At 72.8% G+C, this 23,790-nt stretch carries 20 protein-coding genes; 6 read left to right on the top strand and 14 right to left on the bottom strand.

From position 1 onward, the window contains the following. Positions 1-63: 63 nt before the first annotated feature. Positions 64-960 carry an RNA polymerase sigma-70 factor gene (locus tag ACIP9H_RS06720; protein WP_401581866.1) on the top strand — a complete coding sequence of 299 codons (897 nt, stop codon included), beginning with the start codon at positions 64-66 and terminating at the stop codon, positions 958-960. Positions 961-1,050: 90 nt separating this feature from the next. On the opposite strand, the gene ACIP9H_RS06715 is transcribed toward ACIP9H_RS06720, so the two are convergent. From ACIP9H_RS06715 to ACIP9H_RS06700, 4 genes are all read right to left on the bottom strand, one after another. Then, positions 1,051-5,148 carry a carboxypeptidase regulatory-like domain-containing protein gene (locus ACIP9H_RS06715; RefSeq protein WP_401957897.1) on the bottom strand — a complete coding sequence of 1,366 codons (4,098 nt, stop codon included), beginning with the start codon at positions 5,146-5,148 and terminating at the stop codon, positions 1,051-1,053. A 474-nt stretch (positions 5,149-5,622) separates the two neighbouring features. Beyond that, a complete protein-coding gene (locus tag ACIP9H_RS06710; protein ID WP_401957894.1) occupies positions 5,623-6,678 on the bottom strand; it encodes a PP2C family protein-serine/threonine phosphatase in 1,056 nt (351 codons plus the stop codon). Positions 6,679-6,797: 119 nt separating this feature from the next. After that, positions 6,798-7,409: a TetR/AcrR family transcriptional regulator gene (locus ACIP9H_RS06705; protein WP_401581859.1), complete on the bottom strand. Its 612-nt coding sequence runs from the start codon at positions 7,407-7,409 to the stop codon at positions 6,798-6,800. After that, complete coding sequence (locus tag ACIP9H_RS06700; protein WP_401581856.1) at positions 7,409-8,290, bottom strand: class I SAM-dependent methyltransferase; 882 nt, start codon at positions 8,288-8,290, stop codon at positions 7,409-7,411. Before ACIP9H_RS06700 ends, ACIP9H_RS06705 begins: the two co-directional genes overlap by 1 nt. A gap of 152 nt (positions 8,291-8,442) precedes the next feature. On the opposite strand from ACIP9H_RS06700, the gene ACIP9H_RS06695 reads away from it, so the two are divergent. Beyond that, complete coding sequence (locus tag ACIP9H_RS06695; RefSeq protein WP_401581853.1) at positions 8,443-10,569, top strand: SpoIIE family protein phosphatase; 2,127 nt, start codon at positions 8,443-8,445, stop codon at positions 10,567-10,569. 79 nt (positions 10,570-10,648) lie between these two features. Further along, positions 10,649-11,269: a hypothetical protein gene (locus ACIP9H_RS06690; RefSeq protein WP_401581851.1), complete on the top strand. Its 621-nt coding sequence runs from the start codon at positions 10,649-10,651 to the stop codon at positions 11,267-11,269. On the opposite strand, the gene ACIP9H_RS06685 is transcribed toward ACIP9H_RS06690, so the two are convergent. The 3 genes from ACIP9H_RS06685 to ACIP9H_RS06675 all read right to left on the bottom strand — a co-directional run bounded on the left by ACIP9H_RS06685 (position 11,240) and on the right by ACIP9H_RS06675 (position 13,257). Then, a complete protein-coding gene (locus ACIP9H_RS06685; RefSeq protein WP_401581849.1) occupies positions 11,240-11,728 on the bottom strand; it encodes a hypothetical protein in 489 nt (162 codons plus the stop codon). The two genes, ACIP9H_RS06690 and ACIP9H_RS06685, sit on opposite strands and share 30 nt — an antisense overlap. A 60-nt stretch (positions 11,729-11,788) precedes the next feature. Continuing rightward, positions 11,789-12,346, bottom strand: a complete 558-nt coding sequence (locus ACIP9H_RS06680; RefSeq protein WP_401581847.1) for a hypothetical protein — start codon at positions 12,344-12,346, stop codon at positions 11,789-11,791. Between the two features lie 92 nt (positions 12,347-12,438). Next, the gene (locus ACIP9H_RS06675) at positions 12,439-13,257 is read right to left on the bottom strand and encodes a siderophore-interacting protein (protein ID WP_401957888.1); all 819 of its coding nucleotides are present in this window, start codon (positions 13,255-13,257) and stop codon (positions 12,439-12,441) included. Between the two features lie 77 nt (positions 13,258-13,334). Here ACIP9H_RS06675 and ACIP9H_RS06670 point away from each other — a divergent pair, with 77 nt between their 5' ends. From ACIP9H_RS06670 to ACIP9H_RS06660, 3 genes are read left to right on the top strand one after another with little or no spacing between them, the layout of a single operon-like run. After that, positions 13,335-14,207, top strand: coding sequence for an ABC transporter ATP-binding protein (locus tag ACIP9H_RS06670; protein WP_401581841.1), 873 nt, complete (start codon positions 13,335-13,337; stop codon positions 14,205-14,207). After that, positions 14,204-15,175, top strand: coding sequence for an ABC transporter substrate-binding protein (locus ACIP9H_RS06665; RefSeq protein ID WP_401957884.1), 972 nt, complete (start codon positions 14,204-14,206; stop codon positions 15,173-15,175). Before ACIP9H_RS06670 ends, ACIP9H_RS06665 begins: the two co-directional genes overlap by 4 nt. 4 nt (positions 15,176-15,179) lie before the next feature. Further along, positions 15,180-17,246: an iron ABC transporter permease gene (locus ACIP9H_RS06660; RefSeq protein WP_401957881.1), complete on the top strand. Its 2,067-nt coding sequence runs from the start codon at positions 15,180-15,182 to the stop codon at positions 17,244-17,246. Positions 17,247-17,273: 27 nt separating this feature from the next. Here ACIP9H_RS06660 and ssuE read toward each other — a convergent pair whose 3' ends face one another. The 7 genes from ssuE to ACIP9H_RS06625 all read right to left on the bottom strand — a co-directional run bounded on the left by ssuE (position 17,274) and on the right by ACIP9H_RS06625 (position 23,790). Further along, positions 17,274-17,831 (bottom strand): NADPH-dependent FMN reductase, encoded by a 558-nt coding sequence (gene ssuE, locus ACIP9H_RS06655; RefSeq protein WP_401581835.1) that lies wholly within the window; start codon positions 17,829-17,831, stop codon positions 17,274-17,276. Between the two features lie 89 nt (positions 17,832-17,920). Beyond that, a complete protein-coding gene (locus ACIP9H_RS06650; protein WP_401957878.1) occupies positions 17,921-18,697 on the bottom strand; it encodes an alpha/beta hydrolase in 777 nt (258 codons plus the stop codon). 1 nt (position 18,698) lies between these two features. Further along, positions 18,699-19,733, bottom strand: coding sequence for an LLM class flavin-dependent oxidoreductase (locus ACIP9H_RS06645; protein WP_401581829.1), 1,035 nt, complete (start codon positions 19,731-19,733; stop codon positions 18,699-18,701). A 9-nt stretch (positions 19,734-19,742) separates the two neighbouring features. After that, positions 19,743-21,119: an NtaA/DmoA family FMN-dependent monooxygenase gene (locus ACIP9H_RS06640; RefSeq protein ID WP_401581826.1), complete on the bottom strand. Its 1,377-nt coding sequence runs from the start codon at positions 21,117-21,119 to the stop codon at positions 19,743-19,745. Positions 21,120-21,146: 27 nt separating this feature from the next. Then, positions 21,147-22,013 (bottom strand): ABC transporter ATP-binding protein, encoded by an 867-nt coding sequence (locus ACIP9H_RS06635; RefSeq protein ID WP_401581823.1) that lies wholly within the window; start codon positions 22,011-22,013, stop codon positions 21,147-21,149. Continuing rightward, positions 22,010-22,909: an ABC transporter ATP-binding protein gene (locus tag ACIP9H_RS06630; RefSeq protein ID WP_401581820.1), complete on the bottom strand. Its 900-nt coding sequence runs from the start codon at positions 22,907-22,909 to the stop codon at positions 22,010-22,012. The genes ACIP9H_RS06635 and ACIP9H_RS06630 overlap by 4 nt, the downstream gene beginning before the upstream one ends. Then, complete coding sequence (locus ACIP9H_RS06625; protein WP_401582385.1) at positions 22,906-23,790, bottom strand: ABC transporter permease; 885 nt, start codon at positions 23,788-23,790, stop codon at positions 22,906-22,908. The genes ACIP9H_RS06630 and ACIP9H_RS06625 overlap by 4 nt, the downstream gene beginning before the upstream one ends.

Below are 23,790 nucleotides of genomic sequence, written 5' to 3'. Positions count from 1 at the left end.
CGGATCGGTGAGCTGCCACCGGCCCTCGGTGGCACCTTGCCGAGCAGGGAGAACAGGCAAGGAATGCCGTCGAAGAACACACCAGCGGAAGGCTCTGACACTCTCCAGGAGGCGGAGGAGGCCTTCCGTGACGCCCGCGGCACCATGTTCGGTATCGCCTATCGGATCCTCGGCAGCGCCAGCGAGGCGGAGGACGTCATCCAGGAGGCCTGGATCCGCTGGCAGACCTACGACCGTTCGAAGGTGAAGAACGCGCAGGCGTTCCTCGCGACCACCGTGACCCGGCTCGCGATCAACGTGCTGCAGTCGGCCAGGGTGCGCCGCGAGACCTACGTCGGCCCGTGGCTGCCGGAGCCGGTCGACACCGAGAGCGACCCCGCGCTGGGGGCGGTCAACGGGGAGGCGCTGGAAGTCGCGGTCCTCATGTTGCTGGAGAGGCTCACACCGACCGAGCGCGCGGCCTATGTGCTGCGCGAGGCGTTCGACTACCCGTACCAGCAGATCGCGGAGATCATCGACCAGACGCAGGCCAACGCGCGGCAGTTGGTGAGCCGGGCGCGCAAGCACCTCGCCACCGAGAAGCGCGCGCGGGTGGCGACGGCCGAGCACCGCCGGTTCCTGACGGCGTTCGTCGCGGCCGCGCAGTCGGGGAACATCACCGCGCTGGAGAAGCTGTTCGCGGCGGACGTCATCTCGTACTCCGACGGCGGAGGCGTCGTCCGGGCGTCGAAGTTCCCCGTCGTGGGCCGTCAGCGTGTGGCGAAGTACTACCACGCCTTCTCCGAGCGCTTCTGGACCGGTGTCACGGTGGAACCGGCCGAGATCAACGGCCTGCCCGCGGTCCGTCTCTCCCACGAGGGGGCCGTGTTCGCCGTCCTGTCGCTGCGCGTCACCCCGGACGGCATCGACCGGCTGCTGTGGTCGATGAACCCGTCGAAGCTGGCCGCCGTGGCCGCCTGAGCCGGCGGGACCCCGGGCGCGGGGCACGGGGAAGGGCGGGCCGGTCCCGGAGGACCGGCCCGCCCCGTGTTGCCTCCCGCCGAGCGGCGGTTACTGCTTCTTGAGCGTGAAGTCGCCGGTGACGGTCGCCCCCTTCTTGACCTTCACGGTGGTCGCGACCGGCCGGTAGCCGTCCTTGGCGACGATGACACCGAGCGGGTTGTTCCGGGAGTCGAGCCACAGGGAGTACGTGCCGTCGGCGGCCGTCCTCAGGGAGTAGCTCGCCGCCCAGCTGTCGATCTCGACCGTCGCACCGGCCAGCGGCCTGGTCGTGCCGTCGCTCTGGACGCCCCGGACGGTTCCGGTGATCTTGCCCCAGGTCTTCGGCGGGTCGACGTGCAGGGACACCGCGACCTTCCGCATCCCGTACGGGGTGTCGTTGTCCAGCGCCAGTTGTGCCGCGAAGTCACCCGGCTGCGTGATCCCGGGCACCGAGGCGTCCAGTGCGACGGTGACGGTCGTGCTCGCCCCCGGCTGCAGCGTGAAGTGCTGCGTGCTCGTGCTCAGCCACGTGACGTCGGTCGAGCCGCCCTGGTCGTACCCGGGCAGCAGTTCCACGGCGCGGCTCGGGGTGTACGGCTCGCTTCCGCCGCCGACCTTGTAGAGGCCGAGGGCGGCGCCGCCCCGGTAGGTCGCCACATTGGCGTTGGGCAGCGCGGTCCAGGCCCCCGCCTGCGGATCGTAGGCGAAGCCCTGGTTGGTGATGGCCTCGTGGCTGATGCCGCTGGAGATCACGAGCCGGTCGTTCGCCGCGGTGGACGAGGAACTCCACAGCGGGATCGGCAGGTCGGGCAGCGCCGACCAGGTGTCGGCCGCCGGGTCGTAGACGTAGGCGTGCTTGCTCTCGCCGAGGGAGTCGGCGTTGCCGCCGGCGCAGTACAGCTTGCCGTTCACGCCGCCGCAGGACTCCCAGGCGACCCTCTCCGGGTAGTCGGCGATGCGGGTCCAGGAGTCGGTGTCAGGGTCGTAGGCGTACGACTCGACGGTGCCGCAGCGTTCGTCGCAGCCGCCGACCGTGTAGAGCTTGCCGTCGACCGCCGCGTTGCCCTGGCCCGCGTAGGCGGCCGGTGCCGGGGCCCCGGTGCTCCAGCGGTCGGTGACGGGGTCGTAGATCTCCAGCTTGGGGTCGGTGGTGTTGTCCGGGAGCCAGCCGCCGACGGCGTAGAACCTGCCGTCGACGAACTGGCCCGAGGGCGCCTCGCGGCCGTCCGCCGCGCCGGTCACCTGGCTCCAGCTGCCGACGACGGGGTCGAGGACGTACATCGCGTTGGTGACGTCGAAACCGGTCCAGCCGAAGGCCGAGTAGATCTTGCCCTGATAGGCGCCGACCACGTTGCCGAGGACCGTCTCGGGGAGCTCGGGGGCGGACTGCCAGGCGTCGCCCGAAGGCGCGGCGGCCTGCCTCGCACCCGACGGGGCCCGGCCGGTCTTGCTCGCGTGCGGGGAGAAGTGCCCCTTGACGGTCTGGAGGGGAGCGCCGCCGCCGAGGGCCTGGGGCCGGAAGCCGCCGGCCCGTTCGCCCACCGCCACGGTGACGGGCGCCCCGCCGGTGTTCCTGACCGTCAGGTTCCGCGTGGCCGAACCGCCCCAGCCGACGCCGGCGGTCACGGAGGCCGGGGTCACGGTCAGTTGCCCGGCCTTCAGCTTGTAGGAGGCGGAGACCGCGCTGTCGGCCGCGATGCCGACGGTCTTGGTCAGCTCCGTGTAGCGGGGACTGGCCGCGCCCACCTCGTGCTTGCCGAGAGCGGGCGAGAACATCAGGTAGAGCCCGTCACCGAGCGCGGGGTCCTCGGGCGTGGCGACAGTGGTCGTACGAGCCCCGGGCACGTCCTTGACGGCGACCTCGGAACCGACCAGGCCCTCGCCGGTGTTGGCGTCGGAAACCGTGCCGGTCACGAGGCCACCGGGGGTGGCCGCGTAGTCGCGTTCGCCGACGAACACGTCGTCGACGCCCCACCACCAGGCGAACTGCGTGACGAAGTGGAAGCGCACCCGGACGTCCCGCTCGCCGGCGAATCCGGTCAGCGGGATCTCGGCCCTCGCGTGCTCCGTGAAGCCCGCCGGCGCGGTCCACAGGGACTTCCACGTCGCACCGTCGTCGGAACTGGCGTCGACCGAGATCGCCTTGCTGTCGGAGACCCAGTACATCGCGTCGAAGGCGAGTTCCGGATCGGAGGCGCCGGACAGGTCGAAGGACGGGCTGATCAGCTGCGTGTCGTACGGCGAGCCGATCGTGGGGTTGTCGGCGACGGCGAACGCCCCCTCACCGCCGGTCTGGTTGCCGCGCCCTCCCGGGTCGTCGAAGGTCCAGCCGCCCGCGGTGCCGTCCGCGTTGACGACGCGCCAGCCCTCCGGGGCCGCGTCGGTGGAGGCGAAGTGCTCGGTCGCGCCGGACAGATGCACGGCGTAGCCGGGCGCGGTCGCCTTCCAGGGATCGGCCGGCAGCGAGAGCCTCAGCGACTGCGGAGCTTCGGCGACGGTGATCGAGGTGGTGGCGGGGGTGTATCCGGGCAGTGCCGCCTCGGCGCGCAGCGTGTAGCCGTGTCCCTGGGGGAGGGAGAGGGTGAAGGCACCGGTGGCCGGGTCGGTCCACACCGGGCCGCCGGGGACACCGTCCACGGTGATCCTGGCGTACAGCGGCCAGCCGTGGCCGGAGCCGTCCGCGACCTTGCCGGAGACGGTCTGGCTGGGGACCGGGTTCAGCGCGAAGTCCCGTGTCAGGGAGCCGTTTTCGGTGACGGCGACGTCCTCGGCGGTGCCGGTGGCGTAGCCGTACGCGTCGACGGTGACGTCGTAGGTGTCCACCGGGAGGCCGATCGTGTAGCGGCCGTCGGCGCCGCTGTGCGTGACATTGCCGCTCCCCGCGCTGATCGTGGCGCCCGCGAGGGGCTTGCCGGTCGCCCGGTCGGTGACGGTGCCGGACAGCGCCCCGTGCGGGCCGGTGCGGAAGGCACGCAGGCCGTCGGGGGTGCCCAGACCGGTCGGGCCGTCGTAGCCGGCCGTGCCCGTGCACAGGTAGGCCGGGGCGCAGGAGCCGTTGCTGCCGGCGGTCACGTCGTGGAGGCCCCCGCCCGCGGCGTACGGGTAGGAGTTGGGGTACGTGCCTGCGACGGGCGCGCCGGCACTGGCGTAGACCGCGGCGATGATGGGCGATCCGGCGCTGGTGCCGCCGAACTGCCCCCAGCCGCTGCCGCCGTAGGTCTGGTACACGGCGACCGGTGTGGCGGGGTCGGCCACGGCGGAGACGTCGGCGACGGAACGGTTCGCGCAGCCGGTGTCCGTCTGGAAGGCGGGCTTGGGCTCGTAGAGCGAGCATCCCGAACCGGCGCCGTCCCAGGCGGACTCGGACCAGCCGCGGTCCGTGCCGCCGTCGGCGGTCAGCGAGGTGCCGCCCACCGCGGTCACGTACGGCGAGGCGGCCGGGTAGGACACGCCGTACCCGTAGTCGCCGGAGGAGGCGACCATCGCGACGCCGGGGTGGTTGTAGTGGACGTCCAGGCCCACAGTCCCGGAGGGGTCCTCGCCGCTGCCGAAGCGGTAGTCCGTACCGTAGGAGTTGGAGACGAACTTGGCACCCATCGCGACCGCCCGGTCCACAGCGGCGCCCAGGTCGTCGAAGGCGGGGCTGTCGGCCTCGACGAGCAGGATGTGCGCGTCGGGCGCGACCGCGGAGACCATGTCGAGGTCGAGGGAGATCTCCCCGGCCCAACCCGGGTCGGGTTGCGGGTAGTCGGTGCCGCCGCGCTGGTCGACCTTCCGGAAGCAGCCGTTGTCCGTGGTGCAGGCCGGCAGGCCGTACTGGGCGCGGTAGACCGCCAGGTCCGCCTCCGCCGTCGGGTCGTCGAAGGCGTCCACGATGGCGACGGTCTGCCCCGCGCCGCCGCCTTCGGGGAGGTTGTACGCCGAACGCAGGTCGGCCGGCCCGAACCCGCCCGGCGCCGCCGCGGTCCGCAGGCCCTTGGCCGAGGTGACATCGGTGCGGCGCAGGGCGTAGCAGGTGGCCTCACCCCTCTTGGGGGTACCGCAGGCGGCCTCGAAGGGCACGTCGCCCTTCGCCGCGGCGGCGGTGGGCGCCGCGGCCTGCGACGGCGTCTGCACCCCCATGACGGCCATGGCGGCCGCGCCGAGCACCGCCAGCACGGTCGACACCGGCCGCCGGAGTGGTGGACCGGATATGTGTGGTACGCGCAACGTCCGACTCCCCAGTCATCACATGAAACGCCGACGCGTGAAGGCTCGGCGGGCGAACGTCCGCGATCGCCGGGAGTCCATTAGCGGAGAGATCTTGTGTCCATGTCAACGCTGAAAAGACGCAAAGAAGCCGCCGATTTGCATTCTCCGGTGCACCCGCCGCAGATGTGTCCGGAATCCGGAGAGGCGCCATGCATGTATGGGCCCCAGGTGTGACAGGTCGCCCCATCAGCCCTGTTGCCCCACGCATCCCCCGATGTCCGGCTCACGCCCCGGAGGGCGTCGGGCCGTTGTCCGGCAATTTCCCGTGACGGGACGTTACGGGCATTACTGCCTTGGCCATTTGTTGCGGGCACCGGCATGTCAAATATTACGGGAGGGGAGAATCCGGGATCGAATCTCCGTGCGCCGGGCCGGAATTCCTTATTTCCCTCAGCCGGTCGGGGGCATCCGGAGCGGGGCGTTGCGGATGGCGACGCAGGCGATGTCGTCGTTGAGGTTGCCGCCGCTGTGGCGGAGGAGGGCGCGGTGGAGCAGGTCGAGGAGCGCGGGGGGTGAGGTGGTGTCCGTGTCGCGGGTCCAGGTGGTGAGGGGGAAGAAGGTGCCCTTGTCGTCGCGGGATTCCGTGACGCCGTCGGTGTAGAGGAGCAGCAGGTCGCCGGGGGTGAAGGGGACGTGTTCGACGTGGTAGTCGGAGCCGACGAGAGCGGCGAGGTTGATGGGGGGTGACGGGGCGGCGGATTCGACGCTCCGGGTGTCGCCCCGGTGGAGCAGCAGGGGCGGGGGGTGTCCGCAGCTGAGCACGGAGGCCCGGGAACCGGTGGGCGGGATCTCGACGAGGACGGCCGTGGCGAAGCGCTCCGCGCCGTCGGGGGCGGGCACGTCGACGTTGTAGCGCGTGACGGAGGTGTCCAGCCGGTGCGCGAGGCGGCACAGGTCGGGGGCGTCGTGGGCGGCTTCGTAGAAGGAGCCGAGGACGGCGGCCGAGACGCCGACCGCGGGCAGGCCCTTGCCGCGGACGTCCCCGAGGATGATGCGCAGGCCGTGTTCGGTGTCCGCCACGGCGTAGAAGTCCCCGCCGATGCGGGCCTGCGGCGCCGCCGCGAGGTAGAGGGTCGCGATCTCCAGGTTCCGGACGCGGGCCGGCACGGGGCGCAGCAGGACTTCCTGGGTGGCGTCGGCGACGGCCCGGACCTGGGCGAGGGTGTGCTCGCGCTGGAGGCGCAGATGGCTGGCGTAGGCGGCGGCGAGACTGACGGCGACGATCGCGCCCGCGGTGTAGAAGGCCGAGACGTCGGAGAAGGCGAGGGCGAAGCCGATGACCGGGAGCAGGCAGATGACCCCGAGGGTGAGGGTCGCCCTGACCGACCAGACGGACGCGGCGAGCGCCGGCGCCGCCGGAAGCAGCCGGGAGAAGGGGACGTCCTGCGGGGTGAACACCGCGAGGAGGCCGATCACCACCGTGAGGGCGACGGGAGACAGGAGCACCGGGTCGCGCCGCCCGTGGAGACCCCCATGCATCCGAAATCGTCTCAAAGCATGCATGGGCGGATCGTACGGGATGCATGATCGGCTTCCCGGGCACACGCTGCGGACCGCGCTCGCGGTCACCGTCCCGTCAGGACGTCCAGGAGTGCCTGGACCGCTTCCACGCAGGCCGCGTTGTCGAGTTCGGGGTCCCAGGCGGTCTGCAGCGCCAGGCCCTGGTACACGGCGATGAAGACGCGGGCGAGCCCGTCGGCCGGCAGGGCCGCCGGCAGGTCGCCGCGTTCCTGTGCGGCGTGGACGAGGCCGGTGATGACCTCGCGGGGGAGGTCCACGCCCTGGCGTGCCACGGAGAGGACCTCGGGGGAGCGCAGCGCCTCCGCCCAGATCTGGACACCGAGTTGCACGCGCTCCCGTTCGGCCGGGCCGGCGAGCGAGCGCAGGAGGTCGAGGTAGCCGGAGGCGACGCGGCCGAGGGTGTCGGGCGTGCGGTCGCCGGGGTCGTCCAAGTGGAGCTGCCGGGTCTGGCGTTCGTGCCACTGGTCGGAGATGGCGACGACCATGGCGTCCTTGTCGGCGAAGTAACGGTAGATCAGGCCCGCGCTGAAACCGGACTCCTTCGCGATGTCCTGGATGGTGGTGCGGTGGAAGCCCGCACGGGAGAAGCAGCGGGCGGCGGCGTCGAGGATGTCGGCACGCCGGTTCCGGAGGTGTTCCTCGCTGACCTTGGGCATCACTTCACCTCCGCCTGGGCGATCCGGTAGAAGGGCGCGGCCGGCTCGTGGCGCCCCAGTGGTTCGAGGTAGCGTTCCGCGGCGTCCCGTGCCGAGAGGTCCAGGGTGAGGGCGAGGCCGCGGGCCGCGAGGTAGCCGGGGAGTTCGCCGGGGACGAATCCGAAGGTGAACGGTTCGCCCGCCGCGCGCACGCTGGCCGCCCACGCCTCGACTCCGGCGAAGCCGCCCGTGCCGTCGAGGGCGCGCCGGTCCATGTACGTGAAGACGATCCTGCTCCCGGGTGCGGTCGTGGCGGCGAGTGCGGTGAGCGTGGTGTGCACGGAGGGCTCGTCGAGGTAGTTCGTCACGCCCTCCCACACCACGACCGCGGGTTCGTCGCGCAGGCCGGCCCGGCGCAGGGCCTCGCCCAGGTCCTGCCGCATCAGGTCGGCGGGCACGAAGCGGTGGTCGCCGTGGGGGCGGCCGGCCTCGGACCAGGTGGTGACGAGCGTGCGTTTGACCGCCTGGGTCGCCGGGTGGTCGACCTCGAAAACGGTGGCGGATCGCGCCGCGTCGAGGCGGAAGGCGCGGCTGTCGTACCCCGCGCCGAGGAGCACCAGCTGGCGGGCGTCGTGGGCGAGGGCGTCCCGCACCAGGTCGTCGATCAGCCGGGTGCGGACCACGGCCGACGCGCGGGGACCGGCGGGCCAGCGCCGGTCTATCCGGCGTTCGAGGGCGTTGGCCAGCCCCGAGCGCCGGGCGAGCGCCACGGCCAGGCGGTAGCCGTGGCCGAGGGACGACGCGGCGTAGGGATCGGTGAACAGGCGAGGCCCCCGGCGTACGGACTCCAGGGCCCGGAAGAGCGCGACGTGCTGCGCGGTGCGGCTGGGTGTGTTCTGCATGCCGGCCATCATAATGAATGGACATCCATTTTTTATCCCGGCCGTGTGGGTGCCGTAACCCTCTCCCGGACGTATGGTCCGTTTATGGGTGACAGGCGCTGTGGCCGGGCGGCGTGGCAGCCCGGGCAGCCGCGGCGACGTGGGGCCCGGGGGTGAGCCCGGTGCACCGCGACGACGTACGGACCACCACGGGCATGGGGCCCCTCGTCGGGCTCTTCGGCCGCCTGGGGCGGGATCTCGACGCCTCGGTGGGCATGCTCTACGTCCTGCCGCCGGGGGAGCGGGTACTGCAGCTGCTGGCCCTGTCGGGAACGTCCCGGCGGATCGCCGCCCCCTGGGTGCGGGTGGGCCTGGCGGACGCGGCGCCGGTTGCGGAGGCGGTGCGCGAGCGGCGCCTGGTGTGGGTGAACAGCCCGACCGAGCTGGCCCGCCGCTTCCCCCGGGTGGGGCTGATGGTCCCGTACGACATCCTCCTCGCGGCCGCACCGCTCACCACCGAGGAGGGGGTGTGGGGCGCGATCTGCATGGTGTGGCCCATCTGGCACCCGCCCCAGTTGAGTGCCGGCGAGCGCGAGACGATCGCCACCTTCTGCCGCCGGGCAGGCCGGCTGCTGGAGCAGGCCGCGCGGCGCGGGGAACCGCTGCTGCCCGGTGTCGAGCCGATGGTGCTGCCGGCCGTCCGCACCAGCACACCGGACCCCGCCGAAGCGCTCGCGGCCTACGACTTCGCCGAGCGCCTGCCGACCGGATGCGCGTCGCTGGACCTGGAGGGCAGGATCACCTTCCTCAACAGCGCCGCCGCCGAACTCCTGGGCGAGCGGACCTCCGACCTGCTCGGTGCCCGCCCCTGGGAGCGGCTGCCGTGGCTGGACGACCCCACGTTCGAGGACCGCTACCGGGCCGCCGTGATCAGCCGCCAGCCCACCGCGTTCATCGCCTGGCGGCCCCCGGACCGGCGGCTGTCCTTCCACTTCTACCCCGCGTCCAACGGCATCAGCGTCCGGGTCGCACCGGTCACCGAGGCGAAGGCGATGGAGGAGAGGGCGGCACCGCCGCGCGGCCAGGGGCCGATGGGCGCGTCCACCCTCTACCAACTGATGCATCTGGCAGCGACCTTGAGCGAGGCCGTCGGGGTCAGGGACGTCGTGGACCAGGTCGCGGACCAGCTCGTCCCCGCCTTCGAGGCCGAGGGACTGGCCCTGCTGACGGCCGAGGAAGGCCGCCTGCACGTCGCCGCCCACCGGGGCTACACAACCGAGTTCATGGCCCGCTTCGAGGGCGTCCCGCTCAGTGCGGCCACCCCGCCCACCCAGGCCCTGGCCACCGGGACGCCCCGGTTCTTCACCAGCTTCGGCGACTTCCAGCGCGCTTACCCAGAGGCCCCGCGCTACGGCGACCGGGACGCCTGGGCCTTCCTCCCGCTGATCGCCTCCGGCCGGCCCATCGGCCTCCTCACCCTGTCCTACGACCGCGCCCGCCCCTTCCCCCTGGGGGAACGCGCCATCCTCACCTCACTGGCCGGGCTCATCGCCCAGGCGCTGGACCGCGCCCACCTGTACGACGCCACGCGCCACCTCGCCCGTACGCTGCAGACGGGCCTGCTCCCCCAGGACCTCCCCGAGGTCCCCGGCCTGGAGATCGCCGCACGCTACCGTCCGTCCGGCCACGGCCAGGACACGGGCGGGGACTTCTACGACCTCATCCACTGCGGCAGCACCTGCGCCGCCCTCGCCATCGGTGACGTCCAGGGGCACAATGTGCAGGCCGCGGCCCTCATGGGGCAGGTCCGCACGGCCGTCCACGCCCACGCCACGGCCCACACCTCACCGAGCAGGACCCTCACCCGCACCAACCGGCTCCTGACCGACCTCAACGCGGGGCTGTTCACCAGCTGCCTGTACGCCCATCTCGACCTGACCCGCCACCGCGCGCGGCTGGCCACGGCCGGGCACCCGCCGCCCCTGATCCGGCATCCCGACGGGCGCGCCGAGGTCTTGCCCATGCCGCCCGGTCTCCTGCTCGGAGTCGCCCCGGACGGCGAGTACCCCATGACGCGCATCCCGCTCTCGGCGGGAACGGTGCTGGTCATGTACACGGACGGGCTGGTCGAGGCCCCGGGGGTCGACATCGAGCGCAGCACCACCGACCTCCTGCGCTACCTCGTCCCGGCCGGCGACCAGAGTCTGGACGCGCTTGCCGACACGCTCGTGGACCACGCCCTGCGGACCACTCCGGGCAACGACGACATCGCGCTCCTGATCGCCCGGGTCACCGGGTAGCGACCCGCGCGTACGGACCGCCCCATGGCGCGGGCCCGCGTCCCGCTGGCATCATCGCAATCCCGAGGGGAGGCCGGTCGTGGTGACGTTTGCCAAGTGCGAGCAGGAGGCCGACGACATCCTCGCGGAGTGCCTGGGCGACGAGGCGTTCCACCGGCGCCTGGTGAACAGCATCACGGCATGGGGCTGGGAGTTCCCGTCCTCCGTGCGCCGCGTGCGAGTCCTCGTCGCCATGGCCCTGTTCGCCGCCTACAGCGCCCGCGAGGAGCAGACGCCCGCCGAGGCCGCCGCGACCGCGTTGCGCATCCTGGGCAAAGGCGACGACGTCGCGCTGTTCGGCGCCCTTCCCGGCCCCGCTGAGCTGGGGCAGTCCGCCGCCCTGGTCCAGTGGCTGCGGCTGATCTCGATCGGGCTCACGGGACCTTCCGCCCACAGATGGGTGCGACTCACCGCGACCGCGCACTCCGTGCTGAACCCCGAAATGCGAACCCGCTACGAGTGGCTGCTCATCACCAGCGTGCAGAAAGGAACCCGCCATCGGGGACCCGGGGGCGGCGGGATTTCCGGACAGGTCACGGTCCGCCTGGAGGATCCTGCGCCCGACGGTCCGCCCGACGGTCCGGCGGACGGCAGCGGGTCCCGCACGCACCGCGCGCGGGACCCGGAGGCCTCAGGTAGTGAGCAGGCGGTTGAAGAATGAGCGGTACTGCCGCAGGGCCGTCCGCAGGTCCTCGGTGTTCACCTGCTCTCCCCGGTCCCACTGGCCCTCCAGTTCCTGCTTGTGGTGGGCGAATGTCGCCGCCAGCTTCTGCATGACGTCGGCGACCAGGGCGTCGGCGGTGTGGACGGCGTCCCGGGGGTCGTCCACGAACTCGCTCTGGATCTGCTGCCAGCGGGCGCGGAAGCTCTCCTCGTCCTGCGAGGTCAGCAGCTGCGGAGCCCGGTCCGCCGCGGTGTTCTCCCTCGGGGTTCCGGCTGCCGTCTCCGGCGGGGGTTCGGACGGCTTGCGGACCGGAACGGCGCCTTCGCCCGGGTAGGCGGGGGCGCGAGAGGACGGGTCCGGCCGGTCGGGGGGCGTGTCGAGGTGTTCGCGCGGCTGCGCGAGTTCCTCGGTGGTCAGGGCGCTCTCGCGGGAGTGTCGTGCGCGGTCGCGTTCCATCTTTCGCCTGCCTCGTGTTGGGGTGGCGGCGCGGGGTGACCCGGACTCCGGTCGGGCCCGTCAGGCCCGGACGTGGCGGGACTCGCCGCCGTCGGTGAGCAGTTCGTCGAACAGGGCGCGGTAGTGCACCATGGCACCGCGCAGTTGCTCGGTCGTGGCCTGGTGCCGGGAGCTGAGGGCGTTGACCTCGTGGGCGTCCCGGTAGTGCTCCAGCGTGTGACCGTGCTCCACCGAGAGGTCCTTGAGCTGCTGGTCGAAGTCCTCGGTCGGGTACCCGCGCTCGTGCATGAGGGAGGTCACCAGGCTGTCCGCGTCGTGGACGGCGTCCTCCGGGCGGTCGACGAACTCTTCCTGGACGCCGGTCCATTCCCGCGCGTAGCGGTCGCGGACACCGCTCGGCAGCGGCTTGATGTCCAGGGAGTCGTGCCGCTTGGCCCGGGCGTTGAGGTCCCGTTCGGCTTCCCTCCGGCTGCCGGTGCCTTCGACGGTCCGCTCGTACTCCGGGCCGAATTGCCGGCGCAGGCGCCGGTGCCGTGTGAACAGCGTGGCCGCCACCGCGATGATGATGAGCACCACCACGATGGGGATGATGATCGCCAGAAGTGTCCCTGTCGACATGGGGCCGGACTCCCTCGCACCTTCGGGAACCCCCCTCGTTCGACCCCTGCCCCCAGCCCTCCGCCTGAAACACCCACCTCAGCGGCAGCACGTCAGGCGGGCCTGCGGGCCTCGTGCTTCCAGAAACCCGAGAACATGATGCGGTCCTTGGGGAGGCCGGCGCGGTGGAGGTGTCTGCGGCCCTTGGTGGAGAGGCCGGACTCGCCGACGACGAAGGCGTAGGCACGGGTGTCGACGGTGGTGTGCCGGTGGAGTTCGTCGAGTGCGGCGCGGCCGGGGACGGCGCCGGCGCCGTCCCGTACGACCCAGGTGACGGTCATGGCGGCGGGGGCGTCGAGTTCGCGGCGGTCGGCTTCGGTGGGGACCTCCTGGATGAGCCGGCCGGCGGTGTCGCGGGGCAGTGAGCGCAGGATCCCGGTGACGGCGGGCAGGCCGCTCTCGTCGGCGACCACGATGACCTCGGACGCGTCCTGCGGAGGGTCGAACATGACGCCTTGGTCGAGCACCGCGAGGCCGTCGCCGGGGCGGGCCGCGCAGGCCCACAGCGCGGCCCGGCCCTCCAGTTCGCCCGTGGGCCCCCGGTGGACGACGAAGTCGATGTCCATCTCGGCGGCTTCGGGGCGGTGGCCGGCCACGGTGTAGTTGGAGTAGTGCGGCCGCTCGTCCTCGGGGATGGCCAGGTAGGCGTGCCACCACCGGTCCCCGGTGAACTCCGGCAGCCGCAGGACGGATTGGTGGGGCAGCTGCATGAAGAGGCGGAACCAGTGGTCGTAGCCCAGCCACGGGAACTCGCCGAGATCCGCGCCCGTGACGGTCACGCGCTGCATGGAGGGGGAGACCCGCTCCGTGCGGACGACCTCGGCGCGGAAGAGTCGGGGGTTCTGCGGCATGAGCCGAGGGATCTTCGCCATGAGGGAAGGTTAGCCTAAGTTTACCGAGCCGCCAGGGGTGGTCGGAGGCACTAGTTAGGTTAGGCTAACCTTCGTGTGTGAGTTCTGGTGAAGAGACAACCGCGGCCCCCGGCGTGCGCGGTCACCGGTTGTCGGCGCGGGATGTGACCGTGTCGTACGGCGGGGCGGACGTCGTGCACAACGCGGCGATCACCCTCCGGCCCGGTGAGGTGACCGCCCTTGTGGGCCCCAACGGCAGCGGCAAGTCGACGCTTCTGCGGACCGTGGCACGCCTCCAGCGGGCCCGCGGCGCCACGCTGACGATCGGCACGGCGGACGGGGACACCACCGACGCGCTCGCCCTGACCGCCCGTGAGTTCTCCCGCAGGGTCGCGCTGCTGACCCAGGGGCGCCCCACACCGGGCGGCCTGACCGTGCGCGACCTCGTGGAGTTCGGCCGCTACCCCCACCGGGGGCGCTGGGGCCGTCCCGACCCCGACGGGCCCGCCGCGGTACGGCGTGCGCTCGCCCTGACCGGCGTCGAGGACCTGGCCGGACGGGGCGCCGAACACCTCTCCGGCGGCCAGCTCCAGCGGGTCTGGCTGGCGAGCTGCCTCGCCCAGCAGACCGGCGTGCTGCTCCTGGACGAGCCCACGACGTACCTCGATCTGCGCTACCAGGTCGAACTCCTCGATCTGGTCCGGGACCTGGCCGACCACCACGGCATCGCCGTCGGGGTCGTCCTGCACGACCTGGACCAGGCGGCCGCCGTCGCCGACCGGATCGCGCTGCTGTGCGCGGGCCGGATCGTCGCCGACGGCCGTCCCGAGGACGTGCTGACACCGGAACGACTGACCGACACCTACGGCATCCGGGTCGAAGTCGACATCGACCCCCTGACCGGCCTGCTGCGCACCCGCGCCGTGGGCCGCCACCACGCACGACCCGAAAGGCTCAGTACCACCTCATGAGAAGCCCGTTCATCGTCATGGCCGCCGCCGCCGCGGCCGTCGCCCTCGCCGGCTGCGGGACCACCGAGCGCGCGGCCGCCGGCGCCGGCAAGGCCGCCCAGGGCATCACCCTCACCGACGCGACCGGCGCCGAGGTCACCCTCGACGGGCCCGCCAAGAAGGTCGTCGGCACCGAATGGAACGTCGTCGAGAGTCTCGTGACGCTCGGGGTGGACCCGGTCGGCGTCGCCGACGTCAAGGGCTACACGACGTGGGACACCTCGGCCCCGCTCACGAACACGCCCAAGGACATCGGCACCCGCGGCGAGCCCAGCATGGACACCATCGCTTCGCTCTCGCCCGACCTGATCGTCGCCACCACCGACCTCCAGGCCTCCGCCGTCGCGCAGTTGAGGAAGATCGCCCCCGTCCTCGAGGTCCGCTCCGCCGACGCGGCCGACCCGGTCGGGCAGATGAAGGAGAACCTCGACCTCATCGCCGAGGCCACCGGCACCGCGGCCCGCGCGGACGAGGCGAGGAAGGCGTTCGACACCAAGGTCGCCGAGGGCGGCAAGGCCCTCGCGGACGCCGGCCTGAACGGCGCGAGGATCGCGTTCGCCGACGGCTGGGTCGCCTCCAACCAGGTGTCCGTCCGCCCCTACACCAGCGGCTCGCTCATCGGCGGCGTCAACGAGGCGCTCGGCCTGAAGAACGCCTGGACCATGAAGGGCGACAAGGACTACGGCCTCGCCGCCACCGACGTCGAGGGCCTCACCGGCCTCGGCGACATCCGGTTCGCGTACATCGGCAGCGACAGCGAGCCCAGCGACGTCTTCGCCGACGACCTCGGCAAGAACGCCGTGTGGAAGTCCCTGCCCTTCGTGAAGAAGGGCAACGTGCACCGACTGCCCGACGGCATCTGGATGTTCGGCGGCCCGCGGTCGATGGAGTCGTACGTCGACGCCCTCGTCGCCGCACTGACGAAGTAGCACCATGGCCGTCACCGCAACGACCCCCGCCACCCGGCCGCGCGCCGCCGCCTCCAGGACGGGCGCGGCCGCGGTGACGGCCGTGCTCGCGCTCCTGGTCGCGGTCCTCGCGGTCGTCGACATCACCCAGGGCACGGCGTCCGTCGGACCCGCCGAGGTGTGGAAGGCACTCGCCGGCCGGGCCGACCCCGCCGACGCGTCCGTCGTGATCGCCTCACGCCTGCCCCGGACGGCCGCCGGCCTCCTGGTCGGGGCAGCACTGGGCGTCGCCGGAGCGGCACTTCAGGCCGTCAGCCGCAATGTGCTCGCCGCTCCCGACACGCTCGCCGTGAACGCCGGGTCCTACCTCGCCCTCGGCCTGCTGACGGTCGGCGGAGTGTCGCTCCCGCTGCTCGCCTCCTCAGGGGTGGCCTTCCTGGGCGGCCTCGCGGCCGCGGCCGTCGTCCTTTCGTTGTCCGGACTGGGCGCGGGCACCGTGCGCCTGGTGCTGGCCGGGAGCGCCCTCACCCTCGGGCTGTCCTCCGTCACCGAGGGGCTGATCCTGCTCTTCCCCCAGCAGACCAACGGCCTCTACCAGTGGAGCCAGGGCAGCATCGGCCAGAACGGCTTCGACGGCGTCGTGCGGATGGCACCCGTCGCCGTGGCCGCCCTCGCCGGACTGCTGCTGACGGCCCGTCGGATCGATGCCCTCGCGCTCGGCGACGACGCGGCACGCGGTCTGGGAGTGCCCGTCCGGGGCACCCGGATCACGGTGGTCGTACTCGCCGCGCTCCTCTCGTCCGCGGCGGTCACACTCGCCGGGCCCATCGGCTTCGTCGGCCTGTGCGCGCCCGCCCTCGTCCGGCCGCTGACCCGGCGCTTCGGGCGGCTGGTCAGGAGCCGGGTGTCCATGCCGGTCACGGGCCTGGTCGGCGCCGGCCTGGTGCTCGGCGCGGACGTGGCCCTGCGCACGGTCGTGAACGCGCAGGCCGCCGTCGCCGTGCCCACCGGCGTCGTCACGAGCCTCGTCGGCGCGATGTTCCTGGTCGTCATGGCGCTGCGCGTCCGGGAGACGGCCGCGGTGAGCGCGCCGGACCGGCTGCGCATCCCGGGCCGAACCGCGTTCCTGGTGACCGTGGGCGTCCTCGTCGCCGCGCTCGTGGGCGTGGCCGTCGCCGGCGTGCTGCTGGGCGACACCAAGCTGCTGCTGGGCGACGTGGTGAACTGGGCGCAGGGCAGGGCCGGTCAGGCCGTGTCCTTCGTTCTCGACACCCGCGTGCCGCGCGTCCTGGCGGCGCTCCTGGCGGGGGCGGCGCTGGCCCTGTCGGGGACGCTCGTCCAGGCCGTCACCCGCAATCCGCTCGCGGAACCGGGCATCCTCGGGGTCTCGGGCGGAGCCGCGCTCGGTGCCGTCCTGTACGTGACGACGGTGCCCGCCGCGGGGTCGTGGAGCGTGGCGGGAGCGGCGTTCGCCGGTGCCGGGGTGACCGCCCTCGTCGTCTTCGGACTCGCGGCGCGGGGCGGCTTCCAGCAGACCCGGCTGGTCCTCGTCGGCGTCGGCGTGTCCGCGGCGACCACGGCCCTCATCAGCCTGCTCATCGTCCTCACCGACCCGTTCAACGCGACGAAGGCCCTGACCTGGCTGTCCGGTTCCACCTACGGACGCACCGCGCCCGACACGCTGCCCGTCGCCGCCGCCCTCGCCCTGGGCATCGCGGTCGCGGTGGCCCGGCGCGGCGAACTGGACCTCCTCTCCCTCGACGAGGACACCCCCCGCCTCCTCGGTCTGCGACCGGGCCGGGCCCGGCTCGGGATCCTCGTGACGAGCGTGCTGCTGACCGCCACCGCCGTGGCCGCCGCGGGCACGATCGGCTTCGTCGGACTGGTCGCCCCGCACGCGGCGCGGGCCCTGGTGGGCCGTCGGCACGTGCGGGTCGTCCCGGTCGCGGTCCTCCTCGGCGCGGTGCTCGTCTGCACCGCCGATCTCATCGGCCGTACGGTCATCGCCCCGGCGCAGCTCGGCGCCGGGCTCATGACAGCCGTCATCGGCACGCCGTACTTCCTGCGGCTGCTGCTGCGCACCCGTCGCTGAGCCGTCACGGCGATGGCGGCGCGGCGCTCATCCCGTGGGCGCGAGGGCTGTCGTACGGCCTCCGAGGGCGGCGGAGAAGCGGTCGGTGACCTGGACCAGGGCCTCGGCCGCGGCAGGCGCGACGGTCAGTGCGCCGTCGTCGGCCACGGTGATGTCCTTGTCGAGCGTGAACCAGCCCGGCACGATGTGCGCGGCGCCCATGGCGCTCAGCACCGGACGCAGCGCGTAGTCGATGGCCAGCACGTGGGCCGTGCTGCCGCCGGTGGCCAGCGGCAGCACCGTCTTGTCGGCGAGCGCGTACTGCGGGAGCAGGTCGAGCAGCGACTTGAGCAGCCCCGAGTAGGCGGCCTTGTAGACGGGTGTGCCGATCACCACGCCGTCGGAGCGCTGGAACAGGGCCGCCGCCTCGGTGACGGCCGGGTGCCGGAAGTCGGCGCCGAGCAGCGCTTCGGCGGGCAGGGTGCGCACCTCCAGCGAGACGACGTCGTGGCCCTGGAGCCGCAGGCGTTCGTCGAGGTGACGCAGCAGACGTGCGGTGCGGGAGGTGGCGGAGGGGCTTCCGGAGACGGACAGGATGGCGGCCATGCGGACCTTCCGGGTTCGGGGTACGGACGTACCGGGTGGGGCGGTTCGCCACTGGGTCAGGGGCGCGGGGGAGGTGTCGGCGGCGGTGGTCACCAGGCGCTCGACTCCACCGTGACGACGGGCACGAGGCCATCGCGGAGCGCCTCCAGGAACAGCACGACCTCGGCCGCGACCGAGCGGTGCTGAAGGTCGTTGAGGACGTCGTGGTGGGCGCCCCGGACCACCGACAGGCGTGCCCGGGGCAGGGACTTGGCGGTACGGGCGAGCGCGTCGCGGTCCGCCAGCGGATCGGCGTCACCGACGAGGAGCAGGGCGGGGACGTCGGCCTCGGTGTCGTGGGCCGCCGCGAGCAGGGCATCCGGCAGGGCGTCGCCGAGCGAGCCCCGGCTCACCCGCGGGTCCTGCGTGAGCGTGCTCCGGTGCGCGGGGCAGGAGGTGCGGACGTCCAACTCGGCCTCCCAGGTGCCGGGCGCGGTGGCGGCCCGGCCCGGAAGACCCGCGAGGACGACGGCGTCCGGCCGTCCGGCATCCGTCCCTTCGATGCTCGCGACGAGGGCGAGGAACGCGGCGATCGCCACGGCGCCGGCGTCGGCTCCCACGAGGACCAGGGGCCGTACCGGGCCGTCCTCGCCGGCGGCGCCCTCGACGGCCTCGGCGAGGCGCCTGCCGAACGCGGCCGACGACTCCGCCGCATCGGCGGTGCCGACCGCCGGGGCGTCGATCACGCGGACGCGGTAGGCGTCGGCGGCCAGCCGCCTGCCGAACCGGGCGTAGGTCGCGCGTGTCTCCCCGCGACCGGGCACCACGACGACCGTGCCGCGCGTGCGCAGGCCTTCGGGGGCGTGGTGGTCGGTGTATTCGGTCATGTCAGACTCCCGCGGGTTCGGGCCGGGGTGCGCCGGCGGGCTGCCAGCCCAAGGCGGGGGCGATCCGCGTGGCGATGAGTTCCAGGGCGCGGAGCGCCGCGTCGTGGTCGGGGACCGCGGGGTTGAACTGGGTGATCAGATCGGTCGCGACCGGCAGCACCCTCTCCTGCCGCAGCGCGGCGACGATCTCCTCGGGAGCTCCGTGGAAGGCATGGAAGCGGCGCAGGGCCTCGGCCACGTCCAGGCCCCTCGGAAAGGCGCCGCTGTCCGCCATGCGCGATGCCGCCCGGAGGACGTCGTCGCCGATCTGCCGGAGCGCGGTGCGCTTGTCCTTCGCGGGGAACACGAACCGGGACAACCCGATCCGTGGGCGGCGCGGCTGCTCCCAGGCGGCGAGGAAGGCGTCCGCCCACGGGCGCTGCACGGTGTCGGTCGGCGCGTCGAACCCGTACGCGGCCCGGTTGAGGAGCAGATTCGAGCCGGCCGCCGCGGCGTACGCGGCGCCCTGCGCGCTGAACACGCCCTGCCAGACGCGGTCGGTGACGTCACCCGTGGCGGGCTGCACACGGAAGCCGGGCGCCCGCACCTCCTGGCCGGCCAGGGCCCGGCGCAGGATGTCGAGGTGCGCGCTGGTCAGTTCACGCCTGCGCTCGATGTCCTTGCCGAACGCGGCGTACTCCAGGCCGTTGTAGCCGCTGCCCACGCCGATCTCGACGCGGCCGCCGCTGAGCGTGTCGACGGTGGCGACGTCCTCGGCCAGACGCACCGGGTCCTCCAGAGGAAGGACGGTGACGGCCGTGCCGAGCCGGATACGGGTGGTCCGTGCCGCGGCGTGGGCGAGGAAGGTCCACGGCGAGGACAGCCCGCCACCGCCGGCGGGCACGTGGTGCTGGGCGACCCAGCCGACGTCGAAGCCGAGTTCGTCGGCGGCGACGAAGAGTTCCTGGGCGTTGCGGTAGGTGCGGGCCGGGTTGTCGTCGCGGCTTTGGACATGGGTGAGGAAGCCGAGCCGGAAGCGCGGTGTCGCGGAGGTCATGGGCCGGCCTCAGTCGTTGACGAGATCGTCGGTGAGGCCCTCGACGAGGCCGTCCACGAGCCGGCGTCCCTCGGTATGGCGGTTGGCCGGGACCGGCAGGCCGAGATTGCCGCGCAGGGTGTCGGCCTCGTACTCGGTGCGGAACAGGCCGCGTTGCTGCAGGATCGGGACGACACCGTCGACGAAGAGGGCGAGTTCGTCGCTGGTGCGGAAGGCCAGGTTGATGCCGTCGAAGGTGTCGGCCAGGAACCACCGCTCGATGGTGTCGGCCACGGTGTCCGGCGCCCCGACGAAGGGCGAGACGCGGAACTCGTTCACCGAGTCCGCGATCTGACGCAATGTGAGGTTCTCGGCCCTCGCCCGCTCGATGATCCGTGCGGCGCCGGTCCTGCCGCCCTTCTCGGCGAGGTGGGCGACGTCCGGGAACGGCGCGTCGAGGTCGTGCGCGCTGAAGTCGTACGCGCCGAAGGCGCGGCCCAGCAGCGCGAGGTTGCGGTCGAAGTCGTTGTCCTCCTCGAAGATCTCCCGCTCGCGGCGCCGGGCCTCCCCGTCGGTGGCGGCGACGACGGGACTGCCGTGGATGAAGATCTTGATGTGGCCGGGGTCGCGGCCGTGGGCGGCGGTGCGCCGCTTGATGTCGGTGTAGTAGTCGTGGGCCTGTTCCAGGGACCCGCCGGGCGCGTAGATGCCCTCGGCCACCCGCGCCGCCAGGTCGCGCCCCTCCTCGGAGACCCCGGCCTGGAAGATCACGGGCTGGCCCTGCGGCGACCGCGAGAGGTTGAGGGGGCCGGCGACCTTGAAGTGCTCGCCGACGTGGTCGAGCGCGTGCAGCTTGGCCGGGTCGAGGAAGAGGTTGCGGTCCACGTCGGCCGGGAACGCGTCGTCCTCGTAGGAGTCCCACAGACCGCGGGCCACCTGGACGAACTCCAGGGCCCGGCCGTACCGGGTGGCGTAGTCGAGGTGCTCGTCGAACCCGAAGTTCCGGGACGTGCCGGTGTCGAAGCTGGTGACGACGTTCCAGCCGGCGCGGCCCCCGCTGATGTGGTCCAGGGAGGCGAAGCGCCGGGCCAGGTTGAAGGGCGAGTTGTAGGTCGAGCTGGCGGTGCCGACCAGGCCGATGTGCCGGGTGTGCGTGGCCACCGCCGACAGCAGGGTCAGGGGTTCCAGCCGGTTGAGGTAGTGGGCCGGGTAGGTGGCGTTGATGAACTGGCTGTCGACGATGAAGAGGGCGTCGAAGAGGGCGTGCTCGGCCGCCTTGGCCTGTTCGATGTAGTAGTTGATGTCGATGCTGGCGTTCTTGGCGACGCGCGCGTCCCGCCACAGGCCGTGCTGGCCGGGGCCGCCGACACCGTAGGGGTGGAGCGCGAGGTGGATCCTGCGGGACATGGTGGCTTCCTCCTGTGTGTGGTGGGCTCAGGCGTCGAGCAGGGTGCGCAGGGCTTCGCGTTCGGCACGGTCCGCGGGGGAGGAGTGCAGCGTGGGCGCGGAGCCGACGAGCAGGCGTGTGTACGGGTGCCGCGGCCGGCCGACGATGTCGCGGGCGGCGCCGGCCTCGACCAGTTCGCCCCGGTAGAGCACGGCGATGCGGTCGGAGACACCGGCCACGGAGCCGAGGTCGTGGGAGATGAGGACCAGGGCGACGCCGGAGGCACGCAGTTCCTTGAGGATCTCCAGGATCTGCACGCGGTTGGCCGAGTCCAGGGCGCTGACCGGCTCGTCCAGGACGACCAGCCGCGGATCGGTGATCAGCGCCCGCGCGACGGCGACCCGTTGGCGCTGACCGCCGGAGAGCTCCCCGGGCAACCGGTGCAGCAACTCCTCGTCCAGGCGCACGCGGGGCAGGAACGCGCGCACCCGCTCGGCCGCCGCGGCGCGGGTGTCCCCGCGAAGGAGCAGCGGCTCGGCCAGGGACTCCTCGACGGTGAGGTCCGGGTCGAGACTGCGCAGCGGGTCCTGGAAGACGTACTGGACGACGCCGCGGCGGCGCAGGGCACGCCATTGCCGGCGGCCGTGGGCGCTGACGTCCTCGCCGCCGACGGCGACCGAGCCCGCGGAGGGGCGCACCAGGCCCAGTACGGCGCGCGCGAGGGTGGTCTTGCCCGATCCGGTCTCACCGATGACGCCGACGATCTCGCCCGGCGCGACGGTCAGCGAGACGTCGTGCAGGGCCCGGCGGCGACGGCGGCCGAGGCCGTAGTGGACCTGGAGTCCGGCGACCTCCAGGACGGGGGCGCCCGGTTCGCCGCCGGCGGAGCGCGCTGCGGGCGGTTCGGTGGTCAACGGTCCTCCTCGGGGGTGCGGAACTTCTCCAGGCCGTACTGCTGGTGCTCGGCGACGAGCAGGCGGGTGTACTCGTGCCGCGGGGCGTGGAGTACGGCGTGCGTCGGTCCCTGCTCGACCACCTCGCCCTGGCGCATGACGAGGACCTCGTCGCACAACTGGGCGACGACGGCCAGGTCGTGGGAGACGAGGACGAGGGCCAGCCCTGTGCGGTCGCGCAGTTCGGCCAGGAGGTCGAGGATCTCGGCCTGGACGGTGACGTCGAGGGCCGTCGTGGCCTCGTCGGCGATGAGCACCCGCGGGTCCGCGGCGATGGCCGCCGCGATCAGGACCCGTTGGAGCATGCCCCCGGAGAGCTCGTGGGCGTACTGGGTGAAGACGAGTTCCGGATCGCGCAGCCGGACCGCCCGCAGCAGTTCGACGGCACGGTCGCGTGCCTCGCGCCGCCTCAGCTTCTTCTTGGCCCGGACGACCTCGGCGATCTGCGGACCCACCCGGATCGAGGGGTTCAGATAGGACGCGGGGTCCTGGAAGACGGCGCTGATCACCGCGCCCCGCAGCGCGGTCCACTGCGGAGGCGTCAGCGTCGCGATGTCCGTGCCGAGGATCTCGACCGAGCCGCCGGTCACCTCGAAGTGCGGGGGCAGGATGCCGAGCGCTGCGCGGCAGGTGAGGGTCTTCCCGCTGCCGGACTCTCCGACGATGCCGACCGCCTTGCCGGGGGTGAGTTCGAAGGTCGCGCCGTGGACGATCTCGCGGTCACCTGCCCGGTCGCCGATGTGCACGTCGCGCAGGGACAGCACCGGCGCCGGCGGGCCGGCTTCGTCTCCGCCGGCATCGCCGGGCACGGCGCTTGCGGTCTGTCCGGGGTCGAGGTTCTCGGACACGGTGGTCATCGCGCACCTCCGGCGGCGTCGATCCGGTCTCGGCGGTTGGCACGGGCCTTGCGGGCGTTGACCAGCGCGCGGCCCGCCTCGCCGGAGACGTCGCGGATCGCGTCGGCGAGCTGGTTGCCGGCCCAGACGGCGACCATGATCAGCAGGGCGGGTGCCAGTGGCGCCCACGGCTGCTGGCTGAGGTAGCCCAGGTCGTAGGCGAGCAGGCCGCCCCACGTGGGCGCGGGAGGCTGGACGCCGATGCCGAGGAACGTCAGGCTCGACACGATGACGAAGCCGAGTCCGATCGTCTGGGCGAACGCGACGGCGATCGGCGGGAGCACCTTGACCCAGACGTGGCGGCGGACGATCCAGCCGATGGAGGCCCCGGAGATCAGCGCGGCCTCCACGTACGGCGCCCGGGCCACGGCGAGGGTCGCGGCGCGGGCCACCCGGTAGAACAGCGGCGACACCAGGGCGCCGGTGACCAGCATGGCCTGGGTGATGCCGTTGCCGAGGAGGGCGATGACCGCGACGGCGAACAGCAGGAACGGCAGGGCGACGAGCGTGTCGGCCAGACGGAGGGTGATCCACTCGAAGACCCGGCCGAGATGGACCGACAGGATGCCGGGGACCGCACCGACCACCAGGGCGGTGAGCGCGACCTCCAGGGAGCCGAGCACGCTGACGCGGGAGCCGTCGAGCAGCCGGCTCAGCACGTCACGGCCGAGGTAGTCGGTGCCCAGCCAGTGGGCCGAGGACGCGCCGGCGAGCGTGTCGGCGCCGGTGGCCAGGGGATCGGCGGGGGCGAGTACCGGGCCGAGGGCCGCCAGCAGCGCGATCACGGCGAGGACGGCCGCGGCGATCCGGCCGGAGGGGAGAGCGAGGACGCGGCGCACCAT

The sequence above is a fragment of the Streptomyces sp. NPDC088732 genome (genome assembly GCF_044751205.1).
In the GTDB taxonomy this organism is placed as follows: domain Bacteria; phylum Actinomycetota; class Actinomycetes; order Streptomycetales; family Streptomycetaceae; genus Actinacidiphila.
This window is presented reverse-complemented; position numbering and strand designations above follow the sequence as displayed.

Excerpts from the sequence above, each read along its gene's own strand:
- ACIP9H_RS06720 (WP_401581866.1), top strand. The coding sequence starts at position 64 with ATGCCGTCGAAGAACACACCAGCGGAAGGCTCTGACACTCTCCAGGAG.
- ACIP9H_RS06705 (WP_401581859.1), bottom strand. The coding sequence starts at position 7,409 with ATGCCCAAGGTCAGCGAGGAACACCTCCGGAACCGGCGTGCCGACATC.
- ACIP9H_RS06700 (WP_401581856.1), bottom strand. The coding sequence starts at position 8,290 with ATGCAGAACACACCCAGCCGCACCGCGCAGCACGTCGCGCTCTTCCGG.
- ACIP9H_RS06685 (WP_401581849.1), bottom strand. The coding sequence starts at position 11,728 with ATGGAACGCGACCGCGCACGACACTCCCGCGAGAGCGCCCTGACCACC.
- ACIP9H_RS06680 (WP_401581847.1), bottom strand. The coding sequence starts at position 12,346 with ATGTCGACAGGGACACTTCTGGCGATCATCATCCCCATCGTGGTGGTG.
- ACIP9H_RS06675 (WP_401957888.1), bottom strand. The coding sequence starts at position 13,257 with ATGGCGAAGATCCCTCGGCTCATGCCGCAGAACCCCCGACTCTTCCGC.
- ACIP9H_RS06665 (WP_401957884.1), top strand. The coding sequence starts at position 14,204 with ATGAGAAGCCCGTTCATCGTCATGGCCGCCGCCGCCGCGGCCGTCGCC.
- ACIP9H_RS06660 (WP_401957881.1), top strand. The coding sequence starts at position 15,180 with ATGGCCGTCACCGCAACGACCCCCGCCACCCGGCCGCGCGCCGCCGCC.
- ssuE (WP_401581835.1), bottom strand. The coding sequence starts at position 17,831 with ATGGCCGCCATCCTGTCCGTCTCCGGAAGCCCCTCCGCCACCTCCCGC.
- ACIP9H_RS06650 (WP_401957878.1), bottom strand. The coding sequence starts at position 18,697 with ATGACCGAATACACCGACCACCACGCCCCCGAAGGCCTGCGCACGCGC.
- ACIP9H_RS06645 (WP_401581829.1), bottom strand. The coding sequence starts at position 19,733 with ATGACCTCCGCGACACCGCGCTTCCGGCTCGGCTTCCTCACCCATGTC.
- ACIP9H_RS06640 (WP_401581826.1), bottom strand. The coding sequence starts at position 21,119 with ATGTCCCGCAGGATCCACCTCGCGCTCCACCCCTACGGTGTCGGCGGC.
- ACIP9H_RS06630 (WP_401581820.1), bottom strand. The coding sequence starts at position 22,909 with ATGACCACCGTGTCCGAGAACCTCGACCCCGGACAGACCGCAAGCGCC.
- ACIP9H_RS06625 (WP_401582385.1), bottom strand. The coding sequence starts at position 23,790 with ATGGTGCGCCGCGTCCTCGCTCTCCCCTCCGGCCGGATCGCCGCGGCC.